25 protein-coding genes and 2 tRNA genes are annotated in these 26,090 nt (G+C 71.5%); 18 read left to right on the top strand and 9 right to left on the bottom strand.

Annotation, left to right across the window (positions count from 1 at the left end):
- Positions 1-42: 42 nt before the first annotated feature.
- Positions 43-585 carry a PPA1309 family protein gene (locus ABZV94_RS11350; RefSeq protein WP_356339649.1) on the bottom strand — a complete coding sequence of 181 codons (543 nt, stop codon included), beginning with the start codon at positions 583-585 and terminating at the stop codon, positions 43-45.
- Positions 586-749: 164 nt separating this feature from the next.
- Here ABZV94_RS11350 and ABZV94_RS11345 point away from each other — a divergent pair, with 164 nt between their 5' ends.
- The 4 genes from ABZV94_RS11345 (at position 750) to ABZV94_RS11330 (ending at position 5,936) form a co-directional block, all read left to right on the top strand.
- Positions 750-3,662 (top strand): UPF0182 family protein, encoded by a 2,913-nt coding sequence (locus tag ABZV94_RS11345; RefSeq protein WP_356339669.1) that lies wholly within the window; start codon positions 750-752, stop codon positions 3,660-3,662.
- 41 nt (positions 3,663-3,703) lie between these two features.
- Positions 3,704-3,777 (top strand) — tRNA-Met (locus ABZV94_RS11340).
- A 205-nt stretch (positions 3,778-3,982) separates the two neighbouring features.
- Positions 3,983-5,794 (top strand): tetratricopeptide repeat protein, encoded by a 1,812-nt coding sequence (locus tag ABZV94_RS11335; RefSeq protein ID WP_356339647.1) that lies wholly within the window; start codon positions 3,983-3,985, stop codon positions 5,792-5,794.
- 68 nt (positions 5,795-5,862) lie between these two features.
- A tRNA-Met gene (locus ABZV94_RS11330) sits at positions 5,863-5,936 on the top strand.
- 159 nt (positions 5,937-6,095) lie between these two features.
- Here the strand turns inward: ABZV94_RS11330 and ABZV94_RS11325 are convergent.
- Positions 6,096-6,512, bottom strand: a complete 417-nt coding sequence (locus tag ABZV94_RS11325) for a Fur family transcriptional regulator (RefSeq protein ID WP_103812490.1) — start codon at positions 6,510-6,512, stop codon at positions 6,096-6,098.
- 145 nt (positions 6,513-6,657) lie between these two features.
- Here ABZV94_RS11325 and ABZV94_RS11320 point away from each other — a divergent pair, with 145 nt between their 5' ends.
- On the top strand, positions 6,658-8,112 hold the full coding sequence (locus ABZV94_RS11320) for a catalase (protein ID WP_356339644.1): 1,455 nt from the start codon (positions 6,658-6,660) through the stop codon (positions 8,110-8,112).
- A 65-nt stretch (positions 8,113-8,177) separates the two neighbouring features.
- On the opposite strand, the gene ABZV94_RS11315 is transcribed toward ABZV94_RS11320, so the two are convergent.
- The gene (locus ABZV94_RS11315; protein ID WP_356339642.1) at positions 8,178-8,573 is read right to left on the bottom strand and encodes a CBS domain-containing protein; all 396 of its coding nucleotides are present in this window, start codon (positions 8,571-8,573) and stop codon (positions 8,178-8,180) included.
- Between the two features lie 148 nt (positions 8,574-8,721).
- The gene (gene hisN / locus ABZV94_RS11310; RefSeq protein WP_356339640.1) at positions 8,722-9,522 is read right to left on the bottom strand and encodes a histidinol-phosphatase; all 801 of its coding nucleotides are present in this window, start codon (positions 9,520-9,522) and stop codon (positions 8,722-8,724) included.
- A 207-nt stretch (positions 9,523-9,729) separates the two neighbouring features.
- Here hisN and ABZV94_RS11305 point away from each other — a divergent pair, with 207 nt between their 5' ends.
- Entirely contained in the window at positions 9,730-10,428 is a 699-nt protein-coding gene (locus ABZV94_RS11305; protein WP_356339638.1) for a helix-turn-helix domain-containing protein, read from the top strand.
- Here the strand turns inward: ABZV94_RS11305 and ABZV94_RS11300 are convergent.
- From ABZV94_RS11300 to ABZV94_RS11285, 4 genes are all read right to left on the bottom strand, one after another.
- On the bottom strand, positions 10,382-10,705 hold the full coding sequence (locus ABZV94_RS11300; protein WP_014674883.1) for a multidrug efflux SMR transporter: 324 nt from the start codon (positions 10,703-10,705) through the stop codon (positions 10,382-10,384). The genes ABZV94_RS11305 and ABZV94_RS11300 overlap by 47 nt on opposite strands.
- A 77-nt stretch (positions 10,706-10,782) precedes the next feature.
- The gene (rsgA, locus tag ABZV94_RS11295; RefSeq protein ID WP_356339636.1) at positions 10,783-11,826 is read right to left on the bottom strand and encodes a ribosome small subunit-dependent GTPase A; all 1,044 of its coding nucleotides are present in this window, start codon (positions 11,824-11,826) and stop codon (positions 10,783-10,785) included.
- Positions 11,827-11,835: 9 nt separating this feature from the next.
- Positions 11,836-13,152 (bottom strand): 3-phosphoshikimate 1-carboxyvinyltransferase, encoded by a 1,317-nt coding sequence (gene aroA, locus ABZV94_RS11290; RefSeq protein WP_356339635.1) that lies wholly within the window; start codon positions 13,150-13,152, stop codon positions 11,836-11,838.
- A 28-nt stretch (positions 13,153-13,180) separates the two neighbouring features.
- Complete coding sequence (locus ABZV94_RS11285) at positions 13,181-13,903, bottom strand: M50 family metallopeptidase (RefSeq protein WP_356339633.1); 723 nt, start codon at positions 13,901-13,903, stop codon at positions 13,181-13,183.
- Positions 13,904-13,951: 48 nt separating this feature from the next.
- Between ABZV94_RS11285 and ABZV94_RS11280 the strand changes: the two genes are divergently transcribed.
- The 10 genes from ABZV94_RS11280 (at position 13,952) to ABZV94_RS11235 (ending at position 23,951) form a co-directional block, all read left to right on the top strand.
- Positions 13,952-14,767, top strand: coding sequence for an SOS response-associated peptidase (locus ABZV94_RS11280; protein ID WP_356339631.1), 816 nt, complete (start codon positions 13,952-13,954; stop codon positions 14,765-14,767).
- Position 14,768: 1 nt separating this feature from the next.
- Positions 14,769-15,416: an alpha/beta family hydrolase gene (locus ABZV94_RS11275; RefSeq protein ID WP_356339629.1), complete on the top strand. Its 648-nt coding sequence runs from the start codon at positions 14,769-14,771 to the stop codon at positions 15,414-15,416.
- A 255-nt stretch (positions 15,417-15,671) separates the two neighbouring features.
- Positions 15,672-16,367 (top strand): RNA polymerase sigma factor SigR, encoded by a 696-nt coding sequence (sigR, locus tag ABZV94_RS11270; RefSeq protein WP_356339627.1) that lies wholly within the window; start codon positions 15,672-15,674, stop codon positions 16,365-16,367.
- Positions 16,364-16,675, top strand: coding sequence for a mycothiol system anti-sigma-R factor (rsrA, locus tag ABZV94_RS11265; protein ID WP_356339625.1), 312 nt, complete (start codon positions 16,364-16,366; stop codon positions 16,673-16,675). Before sigR ends, rsrA begins: the two co-directional genes overlap by 4 nt.
- A 111-nt stretch (positions 16,676-16,786) precedes the next feature.
- Positions 16,787-18,094, top strand: a complete 1,308-nt coding sequence (locus ABZV94_RS11260) for an HD-GYP domain-containing protein (protein WP_356339623.1) — start codon at positions 16,787-16,789, stop codon at positions 18,092-18,094.
- Entirely contained in the window at positions 18,091-19,374 is a 1,284-nt protein-coding gene (locus ABZV94_RS11255) for a metal-dependent phosphohydrolase (RefSeq protein WP_356339621.1), read from the top strand. The genes ABZV94_RS11260 and ABZV94_RS11255 overlap by 4 nt, the downstream gene beginning before the upstream one ends.
- Positions 19,375-19,473: 99 nt before the next feature.
- Positions 19,474-20,454 (top strand): hypothetical protein, encoded by a 981-nt coding sequence (locus ABZV94_RS11250; protein ID WP_356339620.1) that lies wholly within the window; start codon positions 19,474-19,476, stop codon positions 20,452-20,454.
- A 65-nt stretch (positions 20,455-20,519) separates the two neighbouring features.
- Positions 20,520-21,170, top strand: coding sequence for a peptide deformylase (def, locus tag ABZV94_RS11245; RefSeq protein WP_356339618.1), 651 nt, complete (start codon positions 20,520-20,522; stop codon positions 21,168-21,170).
- Between the two features lie 292 nt (positions 21,171-21,462).
- Positions 21,463-22,548: an epi-isozizaene synthase gene (gene cyc1 / locus ABZV94_RS11240; RefSeq protein ID WP_356339616.1), complete on the top strand. Its 1,086-nt coding sequence runs from the start codon at positions 21,463-21,465 to the stop codon at positions 22,546-22,548.
- Positions 22,545-23,951 (top strand): cytochrome P450, encoded by a 1,407-nt coding sequence (locus ABZV94_RS11235; RefSeq protein ID WP_356339614.1) that lies wholly within the window; start codon positions 22,545-22,547, stop codon positions 23,949-23,951. Before cyc1 ends, ABZV94_RS11235 begins: the two co-directional genes overlap by 4 nt.
- Before the next feature lie 22 nt (positions 23,952-23,973).
- Here the strand turns inward: ABZV94_RS11235 and ABZV94_RS11230 are convergent, their stop codons facing one another.
- Positions 23,974-24,936 (bottom strand): helix-turn-helix domain-containing protein, encoded by a 963-nt coding sequence (locus ABZV94_RS11230; protein ID WP_356339612.1) that lies wholly within the window; start codon positions 24,934-24,936, stop codon positions 23,974-23,976.
- Between the two features lie 92 nt (positions 24,937-25,028).
- Here ABZV94_RS11230 and ABZV94_RS11225 point away from each other — a divergent pair, with 92 nt between their 5' ends.
- Together ABZV94_RS11225 and ABZV94_RS11220 are read left to right on the top strand one after the other, a co-directional pair.
- The gene (locus tag ABZV94_RS11225; protein ID WP_356339610.1) at positions 25,029-25,244 is read left to right on the top strand and encodes a hypothetical protein; all 216 of its coding nucleotides are present in this window, start codon (positions 25,029-25,031) and stop codon (positions 25,242-25,244) included.
- Positions 25,245-25,300: 56 nt separating this feature from the next.
- Positions 25,301-26,086 (top strand): hypothetical protein, encoded by a 786-nt coding sequence (locus tag ABZV94_RS11220; RefSeq protein ID WP_356339608.1) that lies wholly within the window; start codon positions 25,301-25,303, stop codon positions 26,084-26,086.
- Positions 26,087-26,090: the final 4 nt, after the last annotated feature.

The following is a 26,090-nucleotide window of genomic DNA, read 5'->3' as shown; positions in this document are numbered from 1 at the left end:
GCGCCGTGCCCCGGGCGGGCCGGGGACCGTCCGCGAACCGGATCAGTCCGCGAACGTCGCCGCCAGCGCGTCCGCCAGGCCCGGCACCAGGTCGGGGCCGGTGAGGACCTCCGTCGGGGAGTCCTTCTCCCGCAGCCGCAGCGCCGACTCGCGGCTGCCGTCGCGCAGCACGGCCACCGTCATCCGGACCTCCTGGCGCTCGGGGTGCTCCGCCACCCACCTGGCCAGCCCGGCCTCGTCCAGACCGGAGGGGACCTGGGCTTCGGCGGACGGCGGCAGCATCAGGCGCTCCACCGCGAGCGCGCAGCCGGCCACCGCGTCGGGCCAGGCGATGGTGCCGAGGAACTCGTCGAGCGGCTTGCCGGACGGGAGCTCGTCCTGCTCGATCGGGGTGAGACCGGCGGTCTCGGACTCGTCCTCCAGGCCCAGCTGGGCCGCGAGCGAGGGTTCCTGAGCCCGCAGCCGTGCGGTGTCTACGAGGGCGAAGAGGCGAGCGGGCTGGTCCCAGCCGAGGCCGGAGACGTACTCGTCGATCTCGAGTACGGCCCGGGTGAGCGGGTTCGCTGCCATGGGAGTGTTGGACATGGTCACAATCCTGCCTCGTTCCCGGCCGGAATCGGGAACCGAGTAAACCGTGAGTAAGTTGCATAGGTGTGGGCCCGCGATCACGGGGGGCCACGGCGGGCCCGCGAACCCGAGGGTCTGACGGATCGACAGCGAACTTCGAGGTGCGCACCTTGGCTTTCCAGATGCCGGACCGCGGCGGAGGCCCGACGGGGCCACGGATCAGAGCGGCCCGCCCGTCCCGGAGGGTCCGAGTCCTGCTCGTGACACTGGGCGTCCTTGCCGTGCTCGGCATGGCGTTCACCATGTTCGCGGGCTTCTGGACGGACTGGCTGTGGTACCGGTCGGTGCACTACTCGTCCGTGTTCACCACCACCCTGTCGACCAAGATCGGCCTCTTCTTCGTCTTCGGCCTGCTGATGGCCGCCGCGGTCGGGCTCAACATCTGGCTCGCGCACCGGCTGCGGCCCCCGCTCAGCGCCATGTCCATGGAGCAGCAGAGCCTCGACCGCTACCGCATGGCCATCGCGCCGTACAAGAAGTGGCTGCTGCTCGCCGTGACCGCCCTCGTCGGGCTGATCGCGGGCGCCTCCGCGTCGAGCCAGTGGCGGACCTGGCTGATGTGGGTGAACGGCGTGTCCTTCCACCAGAAGGACCCGCAGTTCCACCTGGACGTCTCCTTCTACGCCTTCGACCTGCCCTGGTACCGCTTCCTGCTGGGCTTCGGGTTCGCCGCCGCCATCCTGTGCCTGATCGCCGCAGCGCTCACGCACTACCTGTACGGCGGGCTGCGCGTCACCAGCCCGGGCGGGCGGGCCACGGCCGCCGCGACCGGACACCTGTCGGTCCTGCTCGGCATCTTCGTGGCCCTCAAGGCGGTCGCCTACTGGCTCGACCGGTACGGCCTCGCCGTCAAGTCCAGCGACTTCAAGGCGACCGGCAACTGGACCGGCCTGCGCTACGTCGACGCCAACGCCTATCTGCCGGCCAAGACGATCCTGTTCTGCATCGCCGTCATCTGCGCGCTGCTGTTCTTCGCCACCCTGTGGCGGCGCACCTGGCAGCTGCCGGTCATCGGCTTCGGCCTGATGGTTCTGTCGGCGATCCTGATCGGCGGTCTGTACCCGGCCATCGTGCAGAAGTTCCAGGTCCAGCCGAACGAGCAGGCCAAGGAGGCGCCGTACGTCCAGAAGAACCTGAAGGCGACCCGCGAGGCGTACGGCATCGACCAGGCCAAGGTCACCGAGTACCCGGGCAGGTCCACGACCTCCGACAAGACGAAGCTGCGCGACCAGGTCGACGCCACGGCCAGCATCCGCATCATGGACCCGAACGTCGTCTCGCCGACGTTCCAGCAGCTCCAGCAGATCAAGGCCTACTACGGATTCCCGACGAACCTCGACGTCGACCGGTACCCGAAGGACGGCAAGGAGCAGGACACCGTCATCGGTCTGCGCGAACTGAACCTCGACGGCATCCCGAAGAACAACTGGATCAACGACCACTTCCGGTACACGCACGGATTCGGCGTGGTGGCCGCCAAGGGCACCGAGGCCGATGCCGAGGGCCGGCCGGTCTTCACCGAGCAGAACCTCCCGTCCCAGGGCGACCTCGGGTCGTACGAACAGCGGATCTACTACGGCGAGAAGACCACCACGTACTCGATCGTCGGAGGCCCCCAGAAGGAGGTCGACTACTCCGACAACGATCGTGAGATGACCACCAGCTACCAGGGCAGGAGCGGGGTCAACCTCGACAACCCGGTCAACCGGGCCGCGTACGCGGTGGCGTTCAACGAGCCGCAGATCCTCTACTCGGGCGCGATCGGCAAGGGCTCCCGGATCCTGTACAACCGCACACCCAAGGAGCGCGTGGAGGCCGTCGCCCCCTGGCTGACCATCGACGGCGACGCGTACCCGGCGGTCGTGAACGGCCGCATCCAGTGGATCGTCGACGCGTACACGACGTCGAACGGCTACCCGTACTCCTCCCGTACGACCCTCGGTGACACGACGGCGGACTCGCTGACCGCGACGAACAACTCACGCGCGGTGGTGGCCCAGCAGAACCAGGTCAACTACATCCGCAACTCGGTGAAGGCGACCGTCGACGCGTACACCGGCGAGGTCAAGCTGTACCAGTGGGACACCCAGGACCCGGTGCTGAAGACCTGGATGAAGGCCTTCCCCGACACGGTGGAGCCGCGCAGCGCCATCTCCGCGGACCTGATGGACCATCTGCGCTATCCGCAGGACCTGTTCAAGGTGCAGCGCGAACTGCTCACCCGTTACCACGTGACGGACGCGCAGACCTTCCTCACCGGCAGCGAGGTCTGGGAGGTCCCGGACGACCCGACGAACAACTCGGGCAGCGCGGTGCCGCCGTACTACCTGAGCATGAGGATGCCGGGCCAGAGCGAGCAGGCGTTCTCGCTGACGACGACGTTCACGCCCAACGGGCGGGACAACCTCAGCGCCTTCATGGCCGTCGACTCCGACCCGCGCACCAGCGACTACGGCAGGATCAGGGTCCTGAAGCTGCCGACCAACACGACCGTCGACGGCCCCAAACAGGTGCAGAGCCAGTTCAACTCCGAATCGGCCATCGCCGAGACCATCAGCCTCCTCAGCCGCGGGCATTCGAAGGTCGAGTACGGCAATCTGCTGACCGTGCCGCTGGACGGGGGCCTGCTGTACGCGGAGCCCGTCTACGTCCGCGGCGGCTCGCTCAAGTACCCCTTGCTGAGGAAGGTTCTGGTCACCTACGAGGGCAAGACCGCGTTCAAGGACACCCTGGACGAGGCCCTCAACGAGGTGTTCGGGGTGAAGAGTTCCACCAAACCGCCGCAGACCGGTACCAACCCGCCCAACACCGCCAATCCGACGGTCAAACAGGCGCTGGAAGACGCCCAGAAGGCGTTCGACGCCGGGCAGCAGGCGCTGAAGAACGGGCCGGACTGGGACGCGTACGCCAAGGCGCAGAAGGACCTCCAGGACGCGCTGAAGCGAGCCGAGGAGGCCCAGGCCAAGGCCGGCGCCACCGGCGGCAAGAACGGCGACAGGAGCGCCGACAAGAGCGCCGGCGAGAACCGGAGTTGATCAAGACCTCCCCGCGCCGTGGTACGGTTGACACACAACGGCGCGGGGTGGAGCAGCTCGGTAGCTCGCTGGGCTCATAACCCAGAGGTCGCAGGTTCAAATCCTGTCCCCGCTACTGAAGTCGAAGGCCCGGATCCAACACGGATCCGGGCCTTCGTGGTGTGCGAACTCATGTACTGAGGGGAGGGACGGCCGCGCCGCCGTGGGGAGTTGGGCGGTCTGTGTTTGACTTGTCTCTCTGTGGGCATGTCGACAAAACGCTCAAGTGACCTCACGGGCTGCGGTATACCGGGTGTACCCAGGTTGCAGGTGGTGCGACGATGGACGTTATGGGGGACAAGGCAACTCTGTTCGAGTCAGGGCGATTTGTGCAGCCTTCCGACGTGGAGCCTGCCCGCGACGAAATGGTGGACATGGGGGAAGCCGCCGAGGAGACGCGCCTCGCGCTCGCCGCGCAGAGCGGTGACGCCGAGGCGGCCAGCGTCCTCGGAGCCATGCTGCTGCGCCGCGGCGACCTCGACGGAGCCGAACCCCACCTGCGCGCGGCCACCGCGGCCGGTGACCGGGCCGCCGCCAACAACCTGGGCGTCCTGCTGCACCAGCGCGGCTATCCGGAGGAGGCGGCCGGCTGGTGGCGGATCGCCGCTGTCGCCGGGTCCGCCGCCGCCGCGCACGCGCTCGGCCGCCACCACCGGGAGCGCGGGGACGAACCCGCCGCCGAGTACTGGCTGCGCCAGTCCGCCGAGCAGGGCCATGTCCTCGGTGCCTACGCGCTCGCCGACCTGCTGGAGCACCGCGGGGACGTCGGCGCCGAGCACTGGATGCGGGCCGCCGCGGAGCGCGGGCACCGGGAGGCCGCCTACCGGCTGGCGCGCGCGCTCGACCGCGCGGCCGGACACGGGGACGAGACCGGGGGCGACAACGCTGTCGCGGAGGCCGAGCAGTGGTACCGGCAGGCCGCCGCGCGCGGGCACCGGCGGGCCGCGCTCCAGCTCGGGGCGATCCTGGAGAAGCGCGGCGAGCTGAAGGAGGCCGGGCGCTGGTACCTGACCTCCGCCAAGGACGGCGAGCCGCGGGCCGCCTGCGCGCTCGGCTTCCTGCTGCGCGACGCCGGCGACACCGAGAGCGCGGCCGTGTGGTGGCTGCGCGCCGCCCAGGACGGCGACGGCAACGCGGCCAACGCGCTGGGCGCGCTGCACGCCGAGCGCGGCGAGACCCAGACCGCCGAGCGCTGGTACCGGGCCGCGCTGGACGCCGGCGACGACAACGGCGCCTACAACCTCGGGCTGCTCTGCGCCGAGCAGGGCCGGACCGCCCAGGCCGAGCAGTGGTACCGGCGGGCCGCGTACGCCGGGCACCGCGAGGCCGCCAACGCGCTGGCCATCCTGCTGCTCCAGAACGGCGACCCGACCGGAGCCGAGCCGTGGTTCTCCAAGGCCGCCGAGGCCGGAAGCGTGGACGCCGCGTTCAACCTCGGCATCCTCTACGCCGGGCGCGGCGAGGACGCGATGGCGCTGCGCTGGTACGAGCGGGCGGCGGCCGCCGGGCACGCCGAGGCCGCGCTCCAGGTCGGGATCGCCCGGCTGCGCGAGGGCGACGAGCAGGAAGCCGAACGGCATCTGCGGTGTGCGGCGGGCGGCGGCAGCGCGGAGGGCGCATACCGGCTCGCCACCCTGCTCGACGCGCGCCGGCCGCCGGAGCCCGCGCACGAGCTGGGGGAGACCGTGCAGGAGAAGACCGAGTGCGAGGAGTGGTACGAGCGTGCCGCCTCGCAGGGGCACCGGCGGGCGCAGGTGCGGGTCGGCATGCTCGCGGCGGCGCGCGGTGACGTGGTGGAGGCGGCGCGCTGGTACCGCGCGGCGGCCGAGGCCGGGTCGCGCAACGGCGCCTTCAACCTGGGGCTGCTGCTCGCCCGCGAGGGCAGCGAGCCGGAGGCGGCGGTGTGGTGGACCCGGGCCGCCGATGCCGGCCATGGGCGGGCGGCGCTGCGGCTGGCCCTCGTCTACGCGCGTCGCGGCGAGCTGGCGGAGGGGCAGCGGTGGGCCGACCGGGCGGTGGCGCTGGGGCCGGCGGAGGTGTCCGAGCGGGCGGGACGGCTGCGGGACGCGCTGCGGGAGGAGCTCTCGGCGTGACGCCGGACACCCCGGCCCCAACTGATTTGCTTCTGGATGCTTCCCTCACGTAGTGTCGTGTTCACCGACGCGGGGTGGAGCAGCTCGGTAGCTCGCTGGGCTCATAACCCAGAGGTCGCAGGTTCAAATCCTGTCCCCGCTACTGAAGGCCGAGGGCCGGAATCCAGAGATGGGTTCCGGCCCTCGGTGTTTTCGTGTGCGCGCACGGGCTGTCGTGCGGACGGCTCTCGTGTGTGCGCACGCATACGCGAAGAGCCCCGGCGGATGCCGGGGCTCGGAGGAGGCGGGAGGGGGCGGGGGGCTACGCGCCCGCGCAGTCCGGGCACAGCCCCCGGTACGTCACCTCGACGTCCGACACCGTGAAGCCGAAGCGCTCGGTGTCGGGGAGGTCGGCGAGGGGGTTGCCGGTCGGGTGCACGTCGCGGATCGCGCCGCACCGTGCGCAGACCAGGTGGTGGTGCGGCCGGTGCGCGTTCGGGTCGTACCGCTTGGCGCGCTTGTCCGTCGTGACTTCCAGCACCTCGCCGAGCGAGACCAGCTCGCCCAGTGTGTTGTAGACGGTGGCCCGGGAGATCTCGGGCAGCTTCGCGACAGCCCGTGCGTGGACCTCGTCGGCCGTCAGATGGACGTGCTCGCCGTTCAGGACCTCGGCCACCACGCGCCGCTGCGCGGTCATCCGCCATCCGCGTCCACGCAGCCGTTCCAGAAGGTCGCTCATGGCCACCAGCCTAACAGGAGGAGTCCCTAGGTCGGGAATAGGTGTGACTTTGGATCGTCGTTTGACTTAGACAATGTCCATTGTAGGATCGGATTCGGCTTTGGCCACAGGACAGGACTAGTCAGTGATGACGCAGGAGGCGTACGTGACGCAGGGACCGCTCACCACGGAGGCCGGTGCCCCGGTCGCCGACAACCAGAACAGCGAGACGGCGGGCGTCGGCGGGCCGGTCCTCGTCCAGGACCAGCTCCTGCTGGAGAAGCTGGCGCACTTCAACCGCGAGCGCATCCCGGAGCGCGTGGTGCACGCCCGTGGCGCCGGCGCGTACGGCACCTTCACCGTGACCGCCGATGTCACGCCGTACACCCGCGCCGCGTTCCTCTCCGAGGCCGGCAAGCAGACCGAGGTCTTCCTGCGCTTCTCGACCGTGGCCGGCAACCTCGGCGCGGCGGACGCCGTCCGCGACCCGCGCGGCTTCGCGCTGAAGTTCTACACCGAGGAGGGCAACTACGACCTCGTCGGCAACAACACCCCGGTCTTCTTCATCCGGGACGCGATCAAGTTCCCGGACTTCATCCACACCCAGAAGCGCGACCCGTACACCGGCTCCACGGAACCCGACAACGTGTGGGACTTCTGGTCCCTGTCGCCGGAGTCCACGCACCAGGTGACCTGGCTGTTCGGCGACCGCGGCATCCCCGCGTCGTACCGCCACATGGACGGCTTCGGCTCGCACACCTACCAGTGGAACAACGCGGCCGGCGAGGTCTTCTGGGTCAAGTACCACTTCAAGACCGACCAGGGGATCAAGAACCTCACCGCCGAGGAGGCCGAGGTCCTCGCGGGCAAGGACCCCGACTCCCACCAGCGCGACCTGCGCGAGGCGATCGAGCGCGGCGAGTTCCCGAGCTGGACCGTGGGCGTGCAGATCATGCCGGCGGCGGACGCGGCGACGTACCGCTTCAACCCGTTCGACCTGACCAAGGTCTGGCCGCACGCGGACTACCCGGTCATCGAGATCGGCAAGCTGGAGCTGAACCGCAACCCGCAGAACATCTTCGCCGAGGTCGAGCAGTCGATCTTCTCCCCGGCGCACTTCGTGCCCGGCATCGGCCCCTCGCCCGACAAGATGCTCCAGGGCCGGCTCTTCGCGTACGGCGACGCCCACCGCTACCGCGTCGGCATCAACGCCGACCACCTGCCGGTGAACCGACCGCACGCCACCGAGGCGCGCACCAACTCCCGTGACGGCTTCCTGTACGACGGGCGGCACGGCGGTGCGAAGAACTACGAGCCGAACAGCTTCGGCGGGCCGCAGCAGACCGGCCGTCCGCTCTGGCAGCCGTTCGACGGCTTCGCGGGCGGCACCGGCAACCACCCGACGCCCGCGCACGCCGAGGACGACGACTTCGTGCAGGCGGGCAACCTCTACCGGCTGATGTCGGAGGCGGAGAAGGAGCGGCTGATCGCCAACCTCGCGGGCGCGATCTCGCAGGTCTCGCGCGAGGACATCGTCGAGCGGGCGATCGGCAACTTCCGCAATGCCGACGCCGACTTCGGCAAGCGGCTGGAGGCGGCGGTGCAGGCGCTGCGCGGCTGAGCCGGCCGCCCTCGCGGCTGGCGGGCCGGACCCCACGGTGCTCGGGGTCCGGCCCGCTTCGCATGTCACAGCGCGGGCGTGGGCTCGCGGGCCGGGAGCCAGCGGCGGACGATGTCGCGGACCGAGACGATCCCGGCCACGTCACCGCCGTCGAGGACGACGAGGTGCCGGAAGCCGCCGTGCGCCATGGCGCGGGCCGCCTCCTCCAGGGTCCAGGTGGGGGCGGCGAAGACGACGTCGGTGGTGGTGTGGGCGTGGATGCGCTCCGCGTCCGGGTTCTGTCCGAGGCCGACGGAGTTGAGGATGTCGCGTTCGGTCAGGATGCCGATGCCGCCGGCGTCCGGGTCGAGGACCACGGCGGCGCCGACGCGGCGGGCGGACATCAGGGCGGCTGCCTGGCGGAGGGTGTGGGCGGGGCCGAGGGTGAGAATCACCGTGCTCATGGCGTCACGGACGAGCATGGACGGACCACCTCCTAGGAATCCCTGGGAACCGTGCGGGGATTCACAAGCTCACAAGTGGGGGTGGCCCCAGAGTGCCAGGTAAAGGGAGGGTCAACAAGAGGGCGCGCGACGCCAGTTGAGGGCGTGGCGGGAGTATCCCCGTTCCTCACGAGCGCGGGTTGAGATACCCCAGCAACTCGTCGTGCAGCAGGCCGTTGGACGCCGCCGCGTTGCCGCTGTGCGGACCCGGGCGGCCGTCGAGGCCGGTGAAGGTGCCGCCGGCCTCCGTCACGATGATCGCGTTGGCGGCCATGTCCCACAGCGACAGCTCCGGCTCGGCGCAGATGTCCACGGAGCCCTCGGCGACCATCATGTACGGCCAGAAGTCGCCGTACGCGCGCGTGCGCCACACCTGGCGGGACAGGTCCAGGAAGCCGTCGAGGCGGTTCTGCTCCTCCCAGCCGGAGAGCGAGGAGTACGCGAAGGAGGCGTCCGCGAGCCTGCCGACGCGCGAGACGTGGATGCGGCTCGCGGAGGTCAGGTTCCGGCCGGTGAAAGCGCCGTGGCCCTTCGCGGCCCACCAGCGGCGGCCGAGCGCGGGTGCGGAGACGACGCCGACGACGGGCTGGTAGCCTCCCTCGCCCGCCTCCATCAGCGAGATCAGGGTGGCCCAGACCGGGACGCCCCGGACGTAGTTCTTCGTGCCGTCGATGGGGTCGATCACCCAGCGGCGGGGGCCCGTGCCCTCGACGCCGTACTCCTCGCCGAGGACGGCGTCCCGCGGGCGGGCGCGCTGGAGCTGGCCGCGGATGAGTTCCTCCGCCGCCTTGTCCGCTTCGCTCACCGGGGTCATGTCCGGCTTCGTCTCCACCTTGAGGTCGAGGGCCCTGAAGCGGGCCGTGGTGGCGGCGTCGGCCGCGTCCGCGAGGACGTGGGCGAGGCGCAGGTCGTCGAGGTAGTCGGGCATGTGAGGAACGGTATCCGGCGGGGTCGGCAGGGGGCCACCGGGGGCGGCGGGAGTGCCCCGAAGGAGCGTGGCAACGGCGCGAGCGGCCACGGCGCACCCGCGGCCGGCGGGCGCCGGACGCACCCCGTGCCCCCACGCAAACCCTTGACAGTGCATACAAGCGCGTCAAATCTGGGCGCAGAGTCGGTGTGGTCCAGGGAGGCGAGGATGCCTGCTGCCCGGGAATCGCTGTTGGACGCCGCGTACACGGCGCTCGCGCGCCGGCCGTGGTCCGCGGTGCGGATGGTCGACGTGGCCGCGTCGGCCGGGGTGTCCCGGCAGACCCTGTACAACGAGTTCGGCGGCAAGGACGGCCTGGCCCGGGCCCTGGTGCGGCGGGAGGCCGACGGATACCTGGCCGGCGTCGAGCGGGCCCTCGCCGGCGCCGCCGAGGCACGGGACCGGCTCACCGCCACCGCCGAGTGGACGGCCACCGCGGCCCGGGACAACGCGCTGGTGCGGGCCATGCTCACCGGCTGCTGGACCGAGTGGCTGCCGAGCCCGCCGCTCACCGCCGTGCCCTCCACCACCGCGGTACCGGCACAGCGCCGGGCGGACGGGCCGCTGCCCGCGCCACGCGACTTCGTGCGGATCGTCCGGGACCGGGCGGCGACCGCGCTCGCCGGTCCGGGCGCCGACCCGGCCGACACCGCCGAGCTGCTCCGCTCCTGCGAGCTGGTCGTCCGTCTCGCCCTGTCCTGCGTGGCGGCGCCGCCGGGGGAGGGCGGGATGGAGGAGCTGGTCCGGGCGGTGCTGCCACGGCACCTGGTGCAGGGCCGGGGAGGGCAAGCGCTGCATCCCCGCGTCGCCGCGCCGGGTCCTAATGGGCGGAGCCGGACAGCTGGAGTCCGATCACCCCGACGATGACCAGGCTGATCGACACGATCTTCAGGGTGGAGACCAGGTCGCCGAGGAAGACCATGCCGTAGATAGCGGTGCCCGCCGCTCCGATGCCGGTCCACACGGCGTAGGCGGGGCCGACGTCCAGTTTCCGCAGGGACAGGGTGAGCAGACCGAAGCTGCCGAGGGCGAACGACGCGAAGGCGATCGTCGGCCACAGGCGGGTGAACCCGTGCGAGAGCTTGAGGCACACGGCGAAGCCGGTCTCCAGTATCCCGGCCACGATGACCAGCAGCCACGCCATGTGCGGTCCTCCCGTTGATCCCGGCTGGGTGCGATTATGCACTTACCGGCCTCGCACCCCGGCAAACAACGCGAGGCTCAGTCGCCCTCCTTGCGCTCCCGGGTGGCCAGCAGCCGGCGCAGCGAGTACAGGCGTGCCGGGTCCGCGTGCCCCTCCTCCACCCACGCGTCCAGCGCGCAGTCCGGCTCGTCGTGGCTGCACGCGCGCGGGCAGCCCTCCGTGCCGGGTTCGAGGTCGGGGAAGGCGTGGATCACCCGGGACGGGTCGATGTGCGCGAGCCCGAAGGAGCGGATCCCCGGGGTGTCGACGACCCAGCCTCCCCCACTCTCGGCTCCGCTCGAGCGGGAGGTGCCCCCGCCGCTCAGCGGCAGGGCGAGGGCCGAGGTGGTGGTGTGCCGGCCCCGGCCGGTCACCGCGTTGACGTGTCCCGTCGTACGCCGGCGGTCCTTGGGCACCAGCGCGTTGACCAGGGTCGTCTTGCCCACGCCCGAGTGGCCCACGAACGCGGTGATCTTGCCGTCGAGGTGGGCGCGCACCCGGTCCGCCGCGTCCCCGTTCTCCAGTTCCGCGCGGCTGGTGACGACGTACGGGATGTCGAGGTCGCCGTACAGCTCCAGCAGTTTGTCCGGCGGGGCCAGGTCCGACTTGGTCATCACCAGCAGCGGCTCCAGACCGCCGTCGAAGGCCGCGACCAGGCAGCGGTCGATCAGCCGGGGGCGGGGCTCGGGATCCGCCAGGGCCGTCACGATCGCCAGCTGGTCGGCGTTGGCGACGACCACCCGCTCGTACGGATCGTCGTCGTCGGCCGTGCGGCGCAGCACCGACGTCCGCTCCTCGATGCGGACGATCCGGGCGAGCGTGTCCTTCTGGCCGGACAGATCACCGACCAGGGCCACCCGGTCGCCCACCACGGCGGCCTTGCGGCCCAGCTCGCGCGCCTTCATCGCCATCACGATCCGGTCCCCGACCAGGCAGGTCAGCCGCCCCCGGTCGACGGTGAGGACCATGCCCTCGGCCGCGTCCTCGTGCTTGGGCCGGATGTTGGTCCGCGGCCGGTTGCCCTTGCGGTTGGGGCGGCTGCGGATGTCGTCCTCGTCGGTGTGCTTGCCGTAGCGGCGCATGGCGTGTCCCTACTGCCCGAGCATCCCGGTCCACAGCTCGGGGAAGTCCGGCAGGGTCTTCGCCGTCGTCGCCACGTTCTCGATCCGCACGCCCGGCACGGCCAGGCCGATGATCGCACCGGCGGTCGCCATGCGGTGGTCCTCGTAGGTGTGGAAGGTCCCGCCGTGCAGGGCGCGCGGGCGGATGTGCAGGCCGTCGGCCGTCTCCGTGACGTCACCGCCCAGCTCGTTGATCTCCTTGGTGAGCGCGGCCAGCCGGTCCGTCTCGTGCAGCCGCAGATGGGCCACGCCCCGCAGGGTGGACGGGGAGTCGGCGAGCGCGGCCACCGCCGCGATGCCGGGGGTCAGCTCGCCCACGTCACCGAGGTCCACGTCGATGCCGTGGATCGTCCCCGAGCCGGTGAACTCCAGGCCGTACTCGGTCAGTTCGCAGGAACCGCCCATCTCGGTGAAGATCTCCCGCAGCCGGTCACCCGGCTGGGTGGTACGGGCCGGCCAGTCCGGGATCACCACCTTGCCGCCGGTGACCAGCGCCGCCGCCAGGAACGGCTGCGCGTTGGACAGGTCGGGCTCGATCGTCAGGTCCCGGCCGAGCAGCGCGCCCGGCGTCACCCGCCACACGTTCGGCTCGCCGCCCGACTCCGGCGTGTCCACCTGGGCGCCGACCGCGCGCAGCATGTCCACCGTCATCCGGATGTGCGGCATCGAGGGCAGGCTGGCGCCGGTGTGGCGGACCTCCACGCCCTGGTTGAAACGGGGGCCCGACAGCAGCAGCGCGGACACGAACTGTGACGAGGAGGAGGCGTCGATCGACACCGGGCCGCCGTCCAGGGCCCCGCCGCCGTGCACGGTCAGCGGCAGCGTGCCCCGGCCGTCGTCGTCGATCCGGGCACCGAGCACCCGCAGCGCGTCGATCACTCCGTTCAGGGGGCGCTCGTACGACCGCGGGTCCCCGTCGAACCGGACCGGGCCGTCGGCCAGCGCGGCCACCGGCGGCAGGAACCGCATCACCGTGCCCGCGTTGCCGACGTCGACCGTGGCCGGGCCGGACAGGCCCGTGGGCAGCACCCGCCATGCCTCGCCGGTGCCGTCCGGGCCCACGCCCTCCTCGATCTCCACGCCCATGGCGCGCAGGGCGCCGGCCATCAGCAGGGTGTCGCGGGACCGCAGCGGGCGGCGCAGCCAGCCGGGCTCGGAGGCCAGGGCCGCGAGGACCAGGGCGCGGTTGGTGACCGACTTGGACCCCGGCACGTGGACCGTCGCGTCGACGGCTCCGCTCGCGTGCGGGGCGGGCCAGAGGGCGGTGGAGGAGGTGTTCGGGGCCATGGGGCCACTTTATAAGGAGGGCCCGGTGTCAACCTTCCAGCAGCCAGCGGCCCCCGCCGATGAGCGAGCACACCGACACCGCGTGGAACAGGAACAGCCACAGGCCCGCCGGCACGTGCGTCAGCCGCGACAACTGGTCCGCGTCGGAGTCCCCGGCCCCCGACCGGGACCGCTTGGCCTGGAGCTCGAACGGCGGCCGTACCCCGCCGGCCAGCAGGAACCACACCACCGCGTACGCGAACGCGGCCTGCACCTGCGGCCCCGTCAGCCAGGACACCAGCAGGAAGGCCCCGCCCGCGAGCAGCACGGTCAGCACGCCGTACGCGTTGCGGATCATCACCAGCATCGCCACCAGCAGGGCGGTGGCCGCCCACAGCAGGACGGTGATGCGCCCGGCGGCCAGCAGCGCGGCCCCGCCGAGGCCCAGCAGGGAGGGGGCCGTGTACCCCGCGGCGGCCGTCAGGATCATGCCCAGTCCGTACGGCTTGCCCCGGCTCACGGTGAGCCCGCTGGTGTCGGAGTGCAGCCGGATCCCGGTGAGCTGCCGGCCGGTGAGCAGGGCCACCAGGCCGTGACCGCCCTCGTGCGCGATGGTGATCGCGTTGCGGGATATCCGCCACACCGGGTGCGGGACGACCACGGCGAGCGCGGCGGCCAGCGTGGCCAGCACCACCCACAGGTCGGGATCGGGCTGGGTTCCGGTGAGCCGGTCCCAGAGGTCGGGCAGCGCGGTGGCGGCGAGGCTGTCCATCGGTCGGAGTGGCTCCCTACTGGTACGGAGTCTGGCAGTGTGGCACGTATGTGCGGACGGTATGCATCGAGTCGTGGGCCCGAGGATCTCGCGGGAATCTTCGAAGTCGAGAAGTGGGAGCCCGAGGAGGGCTTGGAGCCCGACTACAACGTGGCGCCCACCAAGGAGGTCTACGCCGTCCTGGACCGCCCCCTGAAAGACGCGGACTCTCCGCGTCCGGTTCGCCAGCTGCGCACGCTGACGTGGGGACTGGTGCCGTCCTGGGCCAAGACCCCGGAGGGCGGCGCCCGGATGATCAACGCCCGCGCGGAGACCGTGCACGAGAAGCCCGCCTACCGGCGCGCCTTCGCCACCCGCCGCTGCATCCTGCCGGCCGACGGCTACTACGAGTGGGTCACCGGCGCGCAGGAACGCGACCTGGAGGTGGAGGGCAAGAAGAAGCGGCCGCGCAAGCAGCCGTACTTCGTGCTGCCCGCCGACGGCTCGGTGTTCGCGATGGCCGGCCTGTACGAGTTCTGGCGCGACCGGACCCTGCCCGACGACCACCCGCGGGCCTGGTGGGTCACCTGCTCCGTGATCACCACCGAGGCGGAGCAGACCCCGCTGGCCGTGGCCCCCGCCGAGGGCCCGGGCTCGCTCGCCGAGATCCACCCCCGGATGCCGCTGATGCTCACCCCCGACCGCTGGGACGCCTGGCTCGACCCCTCCCGCACCGACCCCGACGACCTGCGCGGGCTGCTCACCCCGCCACCGGCCGGCCTCATGCGCGCCTACCCGGTCTCCACCGCCGTCAGCAACGTCCGCAACAACGGCCCGGAGCTGCTGAAGGAGCTGGACGGACCGGAAGAGGGCACACTCTTCTGACGTGACCCACGTGACGGATGTGACCGCGCAGACGGTCGGTACGGACGCCGGGGACGCCCGGATCACCTGGCACCCGGCGAAGAAGGCACGGCTGGTGCTGGCCGTGAGCCACGGCGCCGGCGGCGGCATCGAGGCCCGCGACCTCCAGGCCCTCGCGGCCGCCCTGCCCGCCGACGGCGTGACCGTCGCCCTCGTCGAGCAGCCCTGGCGGGTCGCCGGCAAGAAGGTCGCCCCCGCGCCGAAGACCCTGGACACCGGGTGGCGGGGCGTGTGGCCCGCGCTCGCGGAACCCGGCCTGCCGGTGATCTCCGGGGGCCGCAGCGCCGGCGCCCGGGTCGCCTGCCGCATGGCGGCCGGGCTCGGCGCCCACGCCGTGCTCGCGCTGAGCTTCCCGCTGCACCCGCCGGGCAAGCCGGAGAAGTCCCGGGCCGAGGAGCTGCTGGGGGCCGGGGTGCCCACGCTGGTCGTCCAGGGCGGCAACGACCCCTTTGGCAGGCCGGCGGAGTTCCCGGAGGGTGACTTCCGGCTCGTCGAGGTGCCGTACGGCGATCACGGATTCGCCGTGCCCAAGCGCGCGGAGATCACCCAGGACCGGGCGCTGGAGATCGTCACCGGCGCGGTACGGGAGTGGATCGCGTCACTCGGGTGACCCGGGAATGCTGGGCGGCGGGCCGCTGTTGAGCCGGACGGAAGTGCCGACGGCTTCGGCACGGACGTCGTAGGAGAGGAAGTCCGCCGCATGGGTTCGACCATCTGCCCGGCCCGCAGCAGCCGCACTGACCTGGACTGGTCCGTGCTGCACGCGGCCAAGACCGCTCCTATTCGAGCGGCGGCAGGCACGGGTCGTGTTCTATCCTCCGAATCGAGTGGGATCGGTTTCGGTCCCGCCCGTGATCTTGAGGAGGTGGGTCCGGTCACCGGTACCGACGCAGGGACCGACAACGGCCAGGCGGAGCTGCCCGAGGGCCAGGGCATCAGCGCGGACGCGTCCGACGAGTCGACCGCGGCGCGCAGCGCGCGCTTCGAACGGGACGCGCTCGAATTCCTCGACCAGATGTACTCGGCCGCGCTGCGCATGACGCGCAACCCGGCCGACGCCGAGGACCTGGTGCAGGAGACGTACGCCAAGGCGTACGCGTCCTTCCACCAGTTCCGCGAGGGCACCAACCTCAAGGCGTGGCTGTACCGCATCCTCACCAACACCTTCATCAACTCCTACCGCAAGAAGCAGCGCGAGCCCCAGCGCTCCGCCGCGGAGGAGATCGAGGACTGGCAGCTCGCCCGTGCCGAGTCGCACATGTCGACCGGCCTGCGCTCCGCCGAGTCGCAGGCGCTCGACCACCTGCCCGACTCGGACGTGAAGGAAGCGCTCCAGGCCATCCCCGAGGAGTTCCGCATCGCCGTGTATCTCGCGGACGTCGAGGGGTTTGCCTACAAGGAGATCGCGGACATCATGGGGACACCCATCGGTACGGTGATGTCCCGGCTGCACCGGGGCCGCCGTCAGCTGCGCGGCATGCTGGAGGACTACGCCCGTGAGCGCGGGCTGGTCCCGGCCGGCGCCGGAGAGTCGAACGAAGCGAAAGGCTCGGGCTCATGAGCTGCGGAGAGCCGCACGAGACGGACTGCAGTGAGGTCCTGGACCACCTGTACGAGTTCCTCGACAGCGAGATGCCGGACGTCGATCGCGACAAGTTCCAGCACCACTTCGAGGAATGCTCGCCGTGCCTGGAGAAGTACGGCCTGGAGCAGGCCGTGAAGAAGCTGGTGAAGCGGTGCTGCGGGCATGACGACGTGCCCGCCGACCTGCGGGCCAAGGTCATGGGGCGGATCGAGCTGATCCGCTCCGGGCAGACCGTGCCGCAGCACGACGTGGCCAAGGCCCCGGCGGCGCAGCAGGAGTCCTGACACGCCGGGGCATATCACCCGAACGTGCTAATCCTCAGGTCATAGGCCCCACACCCCCCGATCCCCGCCCTAGGCTCCGAGCCTGGAGGAGGCACGGTCGGGGAGGGCGTGATGGACGCGGTACCGGCAAGGGCACGCGGCTATGTCACCGCCGTCGCCCTGTCGGCAGCCCTCTGCCTGCTGCCCCTGCCGGAGACGCACACCCCCTGGTGGGCGCTGGCCCTGCTCGCCGCGCTCTACGCGGCCTGCGAGCACGTCGTACGCCACCGCTTCGGCGGCACCTTCTACCCCGTGCTGCTCGCCGGTGCTTTCCTCCTGCCCCCGGCCGCCGCCGCGCTCGTCCCGGTGCCCGCCGCGCTGCTCTCCCCGGTGGAGCACCGGCCCGCCGTGGTCCGGCGCGTGTGGCGGGCCGCGCAGCCGGCGCTGGCCGTGTGGGCCGCGGCCCGGACACACCGCGCGCTCGGCGGCGAGGACGCCGTCGTCGGCGGCTCCGACTTCCCCTCCGCCCTGCTGCCCGCCGGCGCGGCCGTCCTCGCGTTCTGCCTGGTGCTCACCGCGCTCGACGGCGGTCTGCGCGCGGCGGCCGGGCTGGTGCCGCTGCGGCGGGCCTGGCGCGGACTGCTGGCGCGCTCGCTCGCCCCCGTCGCGGTGCACGGACTCGCCGGACTGATGATGGCCGTGCTCTGGCGCAGCCCCTACGGCCCGGTCGCCGCACTCCTCGTGCTGCTGCCGATGGGCGTCTCCTGGTGGGTCTTCGCGCAGTACCACCGCGAACGCGCCGCCCACCAGGCCACCATCCGCGCCCTCGTCCAGGCCGTCGACATCAAGGACGGCTACACCCGCGGCCACAGCGAACGCGTCGGACACGCCTCCGTGCTGATCGCCCGGGAACTCGGCATGGACGACGACCGCGTCGAGGTGCTGCGCTTCGCCGGCATCCTGCACGACGTCGGCAAGCTGGGCGTGCCCACCCGGCTGCTGCGCAAGGAGGGCCCGCTCACCCCGCAGGAGCGGCGGATCATCGAACTGCACCCCGAGTACGGCCACGAGATGGTCCGCGGGATCTCCTTCCTCGGCGAGGCCCGCGCGGCCATCCTCCACCACCACGAACGGCTCGACGGCAGCGGCTACCCGTACGGCCTGGCGGGCAGCCAGATCCCCGAGTGCGCCCGGATCGTCGCCGTCGCCGACGCCTTCGACGCCATGACCTCCACCCGCTGCTACAGCAGGGCCCGCCCGGTCGAGGCCGCCGTGGCGGAACTGGAGCGCTGCGCCGGGGCGCACTTCGACCCCCGCATGGTCGGCGCGCTCGTCCGCGCCCTGCGCCGCTCCGGCTGGCATCCGGCGGTCACCGCCGACGAACCCGGATACGGCACCCCGCCCGCGGAGCGGACCCCCAGCACCGGGGCGCCCCGATGACCGCCCTGCGGCTGATCCACGGCGCCACCGCCCTCGTCGCGGCCGGCTCCCTCGCCGTCACCCTCTGCACCGGCCTGCACGACCGGGGCGTCGCGCTCGCCTTCGGCGTGCTCATAGCCGTCGGCGAACTGACCCGCTGGAGCGACGAGCAGGGGCAGCGGCAGGCCGCGCCCCTCGGCGCCGCCGGCGCCCTGTCCTACGCCCTGCTGGGCGCCGACGCCGGGCGGCCCGGCCAGCACGGCGCCGCCCAGGTCGTCACCGTGGTCCTCGTCGCCACCGTGCTCGGCGCCGTCCCGCACATCTGGTCCGGCCACAGCCCCACCGCCGACCACCTCGCCCGCCGCGTCCTCACCGTGGGCTTCGCCGCGGTCTGCTTCCAACCCCTGTACGGCCAGGGCGTCTTCGCCCACTGGGGCGGCCCCGCCTACGCCCTCCTGCTGCTCACCCTGCTCGCCCTCACCTCCCTGTGCGGCGCGGTCCTGGGCGCCGCGCTCGCCCACTGCCGCACCCGCTGGCCGTTCGGCCCGCTGCTGCGCGAGGAGCTGCGCGGACTGCTCGGCATCGGCTCCGCCATCTGCGCGACCGGCGCGGTGATGGCACTCGCGGTCGCCGTCGTCGGCCTGTGGGCGCTGCCCGTGTTCTGCCTGCCCATGCTGCTCGTCCAGCTCTCCCTGCGCCGGTACGCGGCCGTCCGCGCCACCTACCGGCAGACCATCGCCTCCCTCGCCCGCGCCACCGAGATCGCCGGCTGCACCCCCGCCGGGCACGCCCGCCGCGTCGCCGCGCTCAGCCTCGCCGTCGGCCGGGACCTCGGCCTGACCGGGCCCGAACTGACCGTGCTGGAGTACGCGGCCCTGATGCACGACATCGGCCAGCTCAGCCTGGTCGACCCGGTCCCGGCCGGCGCCACCGCCGGCCTGCCCGCCGCCGAGCAGCGGCGCATCGCCCTGCTCGGCGGGGCCGTCGTCCGGCAGACCGGCGTGGACGCGGCCGTCGCCGTCGTCGTGGAGCGGCAGGCCGACCCCTACCGGGAGCAGCCGCTCGCCGCCCGGATCGTCCGGGCCGTGAACGCCTACGAGGAGAAGACCCGGGACGCCGGTCCCGACGGCCCGCTGCGCGCCCTGGAGGAGCTGCGCCTCGGCACCGCCGGCGACTACGCTCCCGAGGTCGTGGAGTCGCTCGCCCGGGTGCTGGCCAGGCATCCCGGCGTGCGGGAGCGCGTGCCGGTGCGGCGAACGGGACTGTCTGACCCCGCGCCCGGCTGGGTAACCCATGGGTAATGAGCGCCTTTCCCGCGGCACGTGGTTGGATGCGAGGGAGAGGGTGTCCGGGGGCACAAGCCAGCCCACAGCGGGAAATGGAACTGGCAGGCGGGAATCGTGAGGATCTTCGGCAAGGGACGGCACCGGCCCTCCGCCTCCTGGCGGCAGGCCACCGACCGCGCGTTCACACTCATCGGCGACGGCCGGTACGAGGACGCGGGCGAGCTGCTGACACGCGCCGCCGATCTGGAGCCCTGGCTGTCGGAGTCCTGGTTCAACCTCGCCCTGCTGCACAAGTTCCGGCACGACTGGGAGCAGGCGCGCGCGGCCGGGCTGCGCGCGGTCGCCCTGCTCGACCGGGAGACGGGGGCGCCGGACTGGTGGAACGTCGGCATCGCCGCGACCGCCCTTCAGGACTGGCCGCTGGCCCGCCGCGCCTGGCAGGCGTACGGGCTGAAGGTGCCCGGGGGCTCCGCGGCCGCCGCGGAGCCCGTCGGCATGGAGCTGGGCAGTGCGGCCGTGCGGCTCTCCCCGGAGGGGGAGGCCGAGGTGGTCTGGGGCCGCCGGCTGGACCCGGCGCGGATCGAGGTGCTGTCGATCCCGCTGCCGTCGTCCGGGCGGCGCTGGGGCGAGGTCGTGCTGCACGACGGTGTCCCGCACGGCGAGCGCACCACGTCCACCGGGCACTCCTACCCGGTCTTCGACGAGATCGAGCTGTGGGCGCCGTCGCCCGTGCCCACCTGGGTGGTCCTGCTGGAGGCGGCCACCGAGGCGGACCGGGACGCGCTGGAGCAACTGGCCGCGGACGCGGGGTTCGCGGCGGAGGACTGGTCGTCGTCGGTGCGGCTGCTGTGCCGGATGTGCAGCGAGTCGCGCATGCCGTCCGACGAGGGCGACGGAGTGCACCTGGACCCGCACGACCACAGCGAGCCGGGTCACCCCGGGCCGCTCGGGCACCGGACGGACGGGCAGCTGTGGGTGCCGGAGCGGGAGTGCGGCGTCGCGGCCCCGGCCTCGCTCGTGCGGGGGCTGCTCGACGGGTGGGTCGCGGACAGCCCGGACTCGCGGGACTGGCGCGATCTGGAAGAGGTCTGCTGACCAGGCGCCGTACCCTGTATCAGCAACATCTCCCCCCTGTTCTTTGAGGAAGGCGTACGTCGGTCATGGCGCAGCAGGACACCGATCAGCAGCACGCGGGCGTGCTCCCCGTCGACGACGAGGGCTATGTCGTCGACACGGAGGACTGCGAGGAGCGCGAGAGTGCCTGGCGCGAGCGCGGCACCTCCCGGCCGATCACGGTCGTCGGCAATCCGGTGCTGCACAAGGAGTGCAAGGACGTCACCGAGTTCGGCGAGGAGCTGCAGCAGCTGGTCGCCGACATGTTCGCCAGCCAGCGCACCGCCGAGGGCGTGGGCCTGGCCGCCAACCAGATCGGCGTCGACCTGAAGGTCTTCGTCTACGACTGCCAGGACGACGAGGGCGTCCGGCACGTCGGCGTGGTGTGCAACCCGAAGCTGGTCGACCTGCCCGCCGAGAAGCGCCGGCTGGACGACAGCAACGAGGGCTGCCTCTCCGTGCCCACGGCGTACGCGTCGCTCGCCCGGCCCGACTACGCCGAGGTGACCGGCCAGGACGAGCAGGGCAACCCGATCAAGGTCCGCGGCACCGGCTACTTCGCACGCTGTTTGCAGCACGAGACCGACCACCTCTACGGCTACCTGTACATCGACCGGCTGTCGAAGCGGGACCGCAAGGACGCGCTGCGGCAGATGGCGGAGAACGAGCCACGCTACCCCGTGGTCGCCAACGACTGACCAGGGCTGCGCGGTAGGGGCGCCCCGGCCGGGAACCTCCCTGGCCGGGGCGCCTTCGTGCTGCCGTGCTCCGCTCGTTCGTGCGTCGTACAACTGGTCCCCTTCTGGGCGCCTAGTGATCCTTAACCAGTCACGCAAGGGGAGATTCGAGGCAGCTTGGGGTGGTGAATGGAGCAAATCCGTTCCCACGGCGGTCAGTTGTGGTGCTGAATGGAAGTGCGGGATACGCAACGGCGCACGCCCGGCACAACGGGAGGGGTGTGCGCTCCTGGCGGCTGAGAGGGGTTTGTTCGTGCAAGCTTTCCCACACAGCACCACAGCGACGCAGACAGCGGTCGTAGTCCCACCGTCACTGGCACTCCCGGTGATCGAGTCCGCCTTTCCCCGGCAACTGCATCCGTATTGGCCGCGACTCCAGGAGAAGACCCGGCTCTGGCTCCTGGAAAATCGGCTCATGCCGCCGGCCAAGGTCCAGGAATATGCCGACGGCCTGTGCTACACCGACCTCATGGCGGGCTACTACACAGGTGCCGCCGACGAGGTCCTCCAGGCCATAGCCGACTACAGCGCCTGGTTCTTCGTCTGGGACGACCGCCACGACCGCGACATCGTGCACGGCCGGGCGGGCGACTGGCGGCGGCTGCGGTACCGGCTGCACGCGGCTCTGGACGCACCCAGGCACCATCTGGGCCACCCCGACCCGCTGGTGGCGGGCTTCGCGGACAGCGTCCTGCGGCTGTACGGCTTCCTGTCGCCCACCTGGAACCAGCGGTTCGCCCGGCACTTCCACGCGGTGATCGAGGCCTACGACCGTGAATTCCGCAACCGCACCGAGGGATACATACCCGGTGTCGAGGAATACCTCGCCCTGCGCCGGCTCACCTTCGCGCACTGGATATGGACGGACCTCCTCGAACCCAGTGCCGGATACGAACTCCCGGACGCCGTACGGAAAAACCCGGCGTACCGCCGGGCGGCCCTCCTCAGTCAGGAATTCGCCGCCTGGTACAACGACCTCTGCTCGCTGCCGAAGGAAATAGCGGGCGACGAGGTGCACAACCTCGGAATCAGCCTCGTCACCCACGCGGGGCTGACCCTCGAAGAAGCGGTGGACGACGTCCGGCGGCGCGTCGAGGAATGTGTCAGCGAATTCCTCGAAGCCGAGCGGGACGCCTTGCGGTTCGCCCGCGAGATCGACGACGGAACGGTCCGCGGAAAAGAGTTGAGCACCGCAGTCCAGGCCTGCGTCAGCAGTATGCGCAACTGGTTCAGCTCCGTCTACTGGTTCCACCACGAGTCCGGCCGGTACATGGTCGACAGCTGGGACGACCGCTCCACGCCCCCGTACGTCACGAACGAAGCGGCAGGTGAGAAATGACCGTCGAGTCGGTACAGCCCGCGAACGCCGGTACGCCCGGAACCCCCGGGACGCCCGGGAACCCCGAGACGCTCGACCTGCGGGAACCGCCCCTGGCCGGTGGTGCCGTACCGGTCCTCGGGCACGGCCTGAAACTGGTCCGCGACCCGCTCGCCTTCATGTCCCGGCTGCGCGACCACGGAGACGTCGTCCGCCTGAAGCTCGGCCCCAAGACGGTGTACGCCGTGACCACCCCGGCGCTCACCGGGGCGCTGGCCCTCAGCCCCGACTTCAAGATCGACGGCCCGCTGTGGGAGTCCCTCGAAGGCCTGCTCGGCAAGGAGGGCGTGGCCACCGCGAACGGCCCCCGGCACCGCCGGCAGCGGCGCACCATACAGCCCGCCTTCCGGCTCGACGCGATACCCGGCTACGGCCCGATCATGGAGGAGGAGGCGCACGCGCTGACCGACCGCTGGAAACCCGGCGGCACCGTCGACTGCACCTCCGAGTCCTTCCGGGTCGCCGTCCGCATCGCGGCCCGCTGCCTGCTGCGCGGCGACTACATGGACGAGCGCGCGGAACGGCTCAGCGTCGACCTCGCCACCGTCTTCCGCGGTATGTACCGCCGGATGGTGATCCCGCTCGGGCCGCTCTACCGGCTGCCGTTCCCGGCCAACCGAGAATTCAACCAGGCGCTGGCCGATTTGCATCTGCTGGTGGACGAGATCGTCGCCGAGCGGAGGGCATCTGGTCAAAAGCCGGACGATTTGCTGACGGCATTGCTGGAGGCGAAGGACGACAATGGCGACCCCATCGGGGAACAGGAGATCCACGACCAGGTCGTCGCCATACTCACCCCCGGCAGCGAAACAGTCGCGTCCACGATCATGTGGCTGCTCCAGGTCCTCGCCGAACACCCGGAACACGCCGAGAAGGTACGGACCGAGGTCGAATCCGTGACCGGTGGTCGACCGGTCGGATTCGAGCACGTCCGCTCACTCACACACACCAACAATGTCGTCGTCGAGGCCATGCGACTCCGGCCCGCCGTATGGATATTGACGCGGCGCGCGGTGACCGACACCGCGCTCGGCGGCTATCGCATTCCGGCGGGGGCGGACATCGTCTACAGCCCGTACGCCATCCAGCGCGACGCCCGCTCCTACGCCCGGCACCTCGACTTCGACCCCGACCGCTGGCTGCCCGAGCGGGCCAAGGAGGTGCCGAAGTACGCGATGAGCCCGTTCAGCGTGGGCAACCGCAAGTGCCCCAGCGACCACTTCTCCATGACCCAGCTGAGCCTGATCACCGCGGCGATCTCCGCGAAGTACCGCTTCGAGCAGGTCAGCGGGTCCGACGACACCACCCGCGTGGGCATCACCCTCCGCCCGCAGAACCTGCTGCTGCGGGCGATGCCCTGGTAGGCCACCTGGTACCGGCGCGCGCTCAGGCGGCCTGCGGGCCCCGGAACGCGCGCCGGTAGGCGTTCGGGGTCGTCCCCAGCGCCCGGACGAACTGGTGGCGCAGCGCGGCGGCGGTACCGAACCCGGTGCGCCAGGCGATGGCGTCCATGGTCTCGTCCGTGCCCTCCAGCAACTCCTGTGCCAGCAGCACCCGTTGGCGAAGGATCCACCGGTACGGCGTGGTCCCGGTCTCCTGCTGGAAGCGCCGGGCGAAGGTGCGCGGCGCCATATGGGCGCGGGCGGCGAGCTGCTCGACGGTCACCTCCTGGTCGAGGTGGGCCTCCATCCACGCGAGCACCTCCCCGACCGTGTCGCAGGGCGCCTTCGGCAGGGGCCGCTCGATGAACTGCGCCTGCCCGCCGTCCCGGTGCGGGGGCACCACCATCCGGCGGGCGATCTTGTTGGCCACCTCCGGTCCCTGCTCCTTGCGCACGATGTGCAGACAGGCGTCGATCCCGGCGGCGGTGCCGGCGGAGGTGATCACGGGGTCCTCGTCCACGTACAGCACGTCCGGCTCGACCGTGAGCCGCGGATAGCGCCGGGACAACTGCTCGGCGTTGTGCCAGTGCGCCGCGCACCGCCGCCCGTCCAGCAGCCCCGCCGCGGCCAGCACGAACACCCCGGAGCAGACGCTGAGCACCCGGGTGCCCCGGTCCACGGCGCGCCGCAGCGCCGCCAGCAGCTCCGGCGGATACTCGCGCTCCGTATAGGTCTCACCGGCCGGCACGGCGATCAGATCGGCCTCTTCCAGCCGTTCCAGTCCGTGCGGCGTGGACACGGTGAACCCGCAGTGGGTGCTCAGGACGGGCCCCTCCGCCGACACCACGGCGAAGTCGTACACGGGCAGCCCGTCGTCGCTGCGGTCGATGCCGAACACCTCGCACACGACACCCAGCTCGAAGGGATGCACCCCGTCCAGCAGCACGGCCGCCACGTTCTTCAGCATGCTGCCAGTGTGCCTCGACAGTGGCAGGAATTCGAGGCTCTACGGCAGTCCTGCCACTCCCGGTAAGGCGTGTCCGGCGCGACAGTGGTGTCATGAACGGAAACCAGATTGAAGGCCTGATCGGAATGCTCGCCACCCTCGGGATCCTGGTCCTCCTGGTCCTCCCGTCCGTGCTCGGCATCGTGCGCGACCGGCGCATCGACCGCCAGCTCAAGGCGGCCGAGCGGCCGGCGACACCCCGGCCCACCCAGCCGGCGCAGGAGCCCGAGCCCCGCAGGAGGCGCCACGGCGCGGCCCACCCCGCCTGACGAGCCCTGCCCACCCGCTGTGTAACCTCGCCTCCCACACCACAAGGGGAGGGAACATGCGAGGCAGAACGGCCGGGAAGGCCTGGGCCCTGGCGGGCGGGGCCGCGGCCCTGACGCTGCTGACCGCGACGGGCGCCCACGCGGAGGGCAGGGGAGACATCCGCGTCGTGAAGACCGTCGTCAACAAGGGCGGGAACGTGATCGTCGGGACGTCGAAGAAGGTCACGTTCCCCATCGACCTCACGATCAAGGACAACTCCGGCGTGAAGGGGGTGACCGATGCCGGCACTCTCAACACGACCTACGGCTGGGGCTTCTTCGAGTGGACCGGGACGTCCTGCGTGAAGAAGTCGCACACCACGTCGGTGTGCACGGTCACGATGACGGTCGCCCCGGCCTGGATCCGCGACAGCGATGACATGGACAGCAACAAGCTGGCCGGCGTCTGGCAGGTCGACGCCACCGTCAAGGCGAACGACGGCGACTACTGGATCTCCGACCGGATCGCCGAGTACAAGGTCAAGCGGGCCTCGCGACTGACCACGGACGCCTCGCCCGAGCCCGTCGCCAAGGGCGCCAAGCTGACCGTCACCGGCAAGCTGTCCCGGGCGAACTGGGAGGACCTGAAGTACCACGGGTTCGCCGGGCAGAACGTGCAGCTCCAGTTCAAGGCGGACGGCGCCGCCCACTACCGCACGGTGAAGACCGTGCGCACGGGCGACGCCGGAAAGCTCAGCACCAAGGTCACCGCCACCGCTGCGGGCAGCTGGCGCTGGTACTTCCCCGGCACGACGACGACCGCGCGGGTCGTGTCGGCCGGGGACGCGGTGAAACTGAAGTAACGGC

The organism is Streptomyces sp. NPDC004658, assembly GCF_040609555.1.
Lineage (GTDB): Bacteria > Actinomycetota > Actinomycetes > Streptomycetales > Streptomycetaceae > Streptomyces.
Note: the sequence above shows the minus strand (reverse complement) of the source record. Positions and strands in the feature narration are given on the sequence as shown.

Excerpts from the sequence above, each read along its gene's own strand:
- ABZV94_RS11260 (WP_356339623.1), top strand. The coding sequence starts at position 16,787 with ATGGACGCGGTACCGGCAAGGGCACGCGGCTATGTCACCGCCGTCGCC.
- ABZV94_RS11235 (WP_356339614.1), top strand. The coding sequence starts at position 22,545 with ATGACCGTCGAGTCGGTACAGCCCGCGAACGCCGGTACGCCCGGAACC.
- ABZV94_RS11220 (WP_356339608.1), top strand. The coding sequence starts at position 25,301 with ATGCGAGGCAGAACGGCCGGGAAGGCCTGGGCCCTGGCGGGCGGGGCC.
- ABZV94_RS11285 (WP_356339633.1), bottom strand. The coding sequence starts at position 13,903 with ATGGACAGCCTCGCCGCCACCGCGCTGCCCGACCTCTGGGACCGGCTC.
- ABZV94_RS11315 (WP_356339642.1), bottom strand. The coding sequence starts at position 8,573 with ATGCTCGTCCGTGACGCCATGAGCACGGTGATTCTCACCCTCGGCCCC.
- ABZV94_RS11225 (WP_356339610.1), top strand. The coding sequence starts at position 25,029 with ATGAACGGAAACCAGATTGAAGGCCTGATCGGAATGCTCGCCACCCTC.
- rsgA (WP_356339636.1), bottom strand. The coding sequence starts at position 11,826 with ATGCGCCGCTACGGCAAGCACACCGACGAGGACGACATCCGCAGCCGC.
- ABZV94_RS11300 (WP_014674883.1), bottom strand. The coding sequence starts at position 10,705 with ATGGCGTGGCTGCTGGTCATCGTGGCCGGGATACTGGAGACCGGCTTC.
- def (WP_356339618.1), top strand. The coding sequence starts at position 20,520 with ATGGCGCAGCAGGACACCGATCAGCAGCACGCGGGCGTGCTCCCCGTC.
- ABZV94_RS11345 (WP_356339669.1), top strand. The coding sequence starts at position 750 with ATGCCGGACCGCGGCGGAGGCCCGACGGGGCCACGGATCAGAGCGGCC.
- ABZV94_RS11230 (WP_356339612.1), bottom strand. The coding sequence starts at position 24,936 with ATGCTGAAGAACGTGGCGGCCGTGCTGCTGGACGGGGTGCATCCCTTC.
- rsrA (WP_356339625.1), top strand. The coding sequence starts at position 16,364 with ATGAGCTGCGGAGAGCCGCACGAGACGGACTGCAGTGAGGTCCTGGAC.
- ABZV94_RS11280 (WP_356339631.1), top strand. The coding sequence starts at position 13,952 with ATGTGCGGACGGTATGCATCGAGTCGTGGGCCCGAGGATCTCGCGGGA.
- aroA (WP_356339635.1), bottom strand. The coding sequence starts at position 13,152 with ATGGCCCCGAACACCTCCTCCACCGCCCTCTGGCCCGCCCCGCACGCG.
- ABZV94_RS11350 (WP_356339649.1), bottom strand. The coding sequence starts at position 585 with ATGTCCAACACTCCCATGGCAGCGAACCCGCTCACCCGGGCCGTACTC.
- ABZV94_RS11325 (WP_103812490.1), bottom strand. The coding sequence starts at position 6,512 with ATGAGCGACCTTCTGGAACGGCTGCGTGGACGCGGATGGCGGATGACC.
- ABZV94_RS11305 (WP_356339638.1), top strand. The coding sequence starts at position 9,730 with ATGCCTGCTGCCCGGGAATCGCTGTTGGACGCCGCGTACACGGCGCTC.
- hisN (WP_356339640.1), bottom strand. The coding sequence starts at position 9,522 with ATGCCCGACTACCTCGACGACCTGCGCCTCGCCCACGTCCTCGCGGAC.
- ABZV94_RS11335 (WP_356339647.1), top strand. The coding sequence starts at position 3,983 with ATGGACGTTATGGGGGACAAGGCAACTCTGTTCGAGTCAGGGCGATTT.
- ABZV94_RS11255 (WP_356339621.1), top strand. The coding sequence starts at position 18,091 with ATGACCGCCCTGCGGCTGATCCACGGCGCCACCGCCCTCGTCGCGGCC.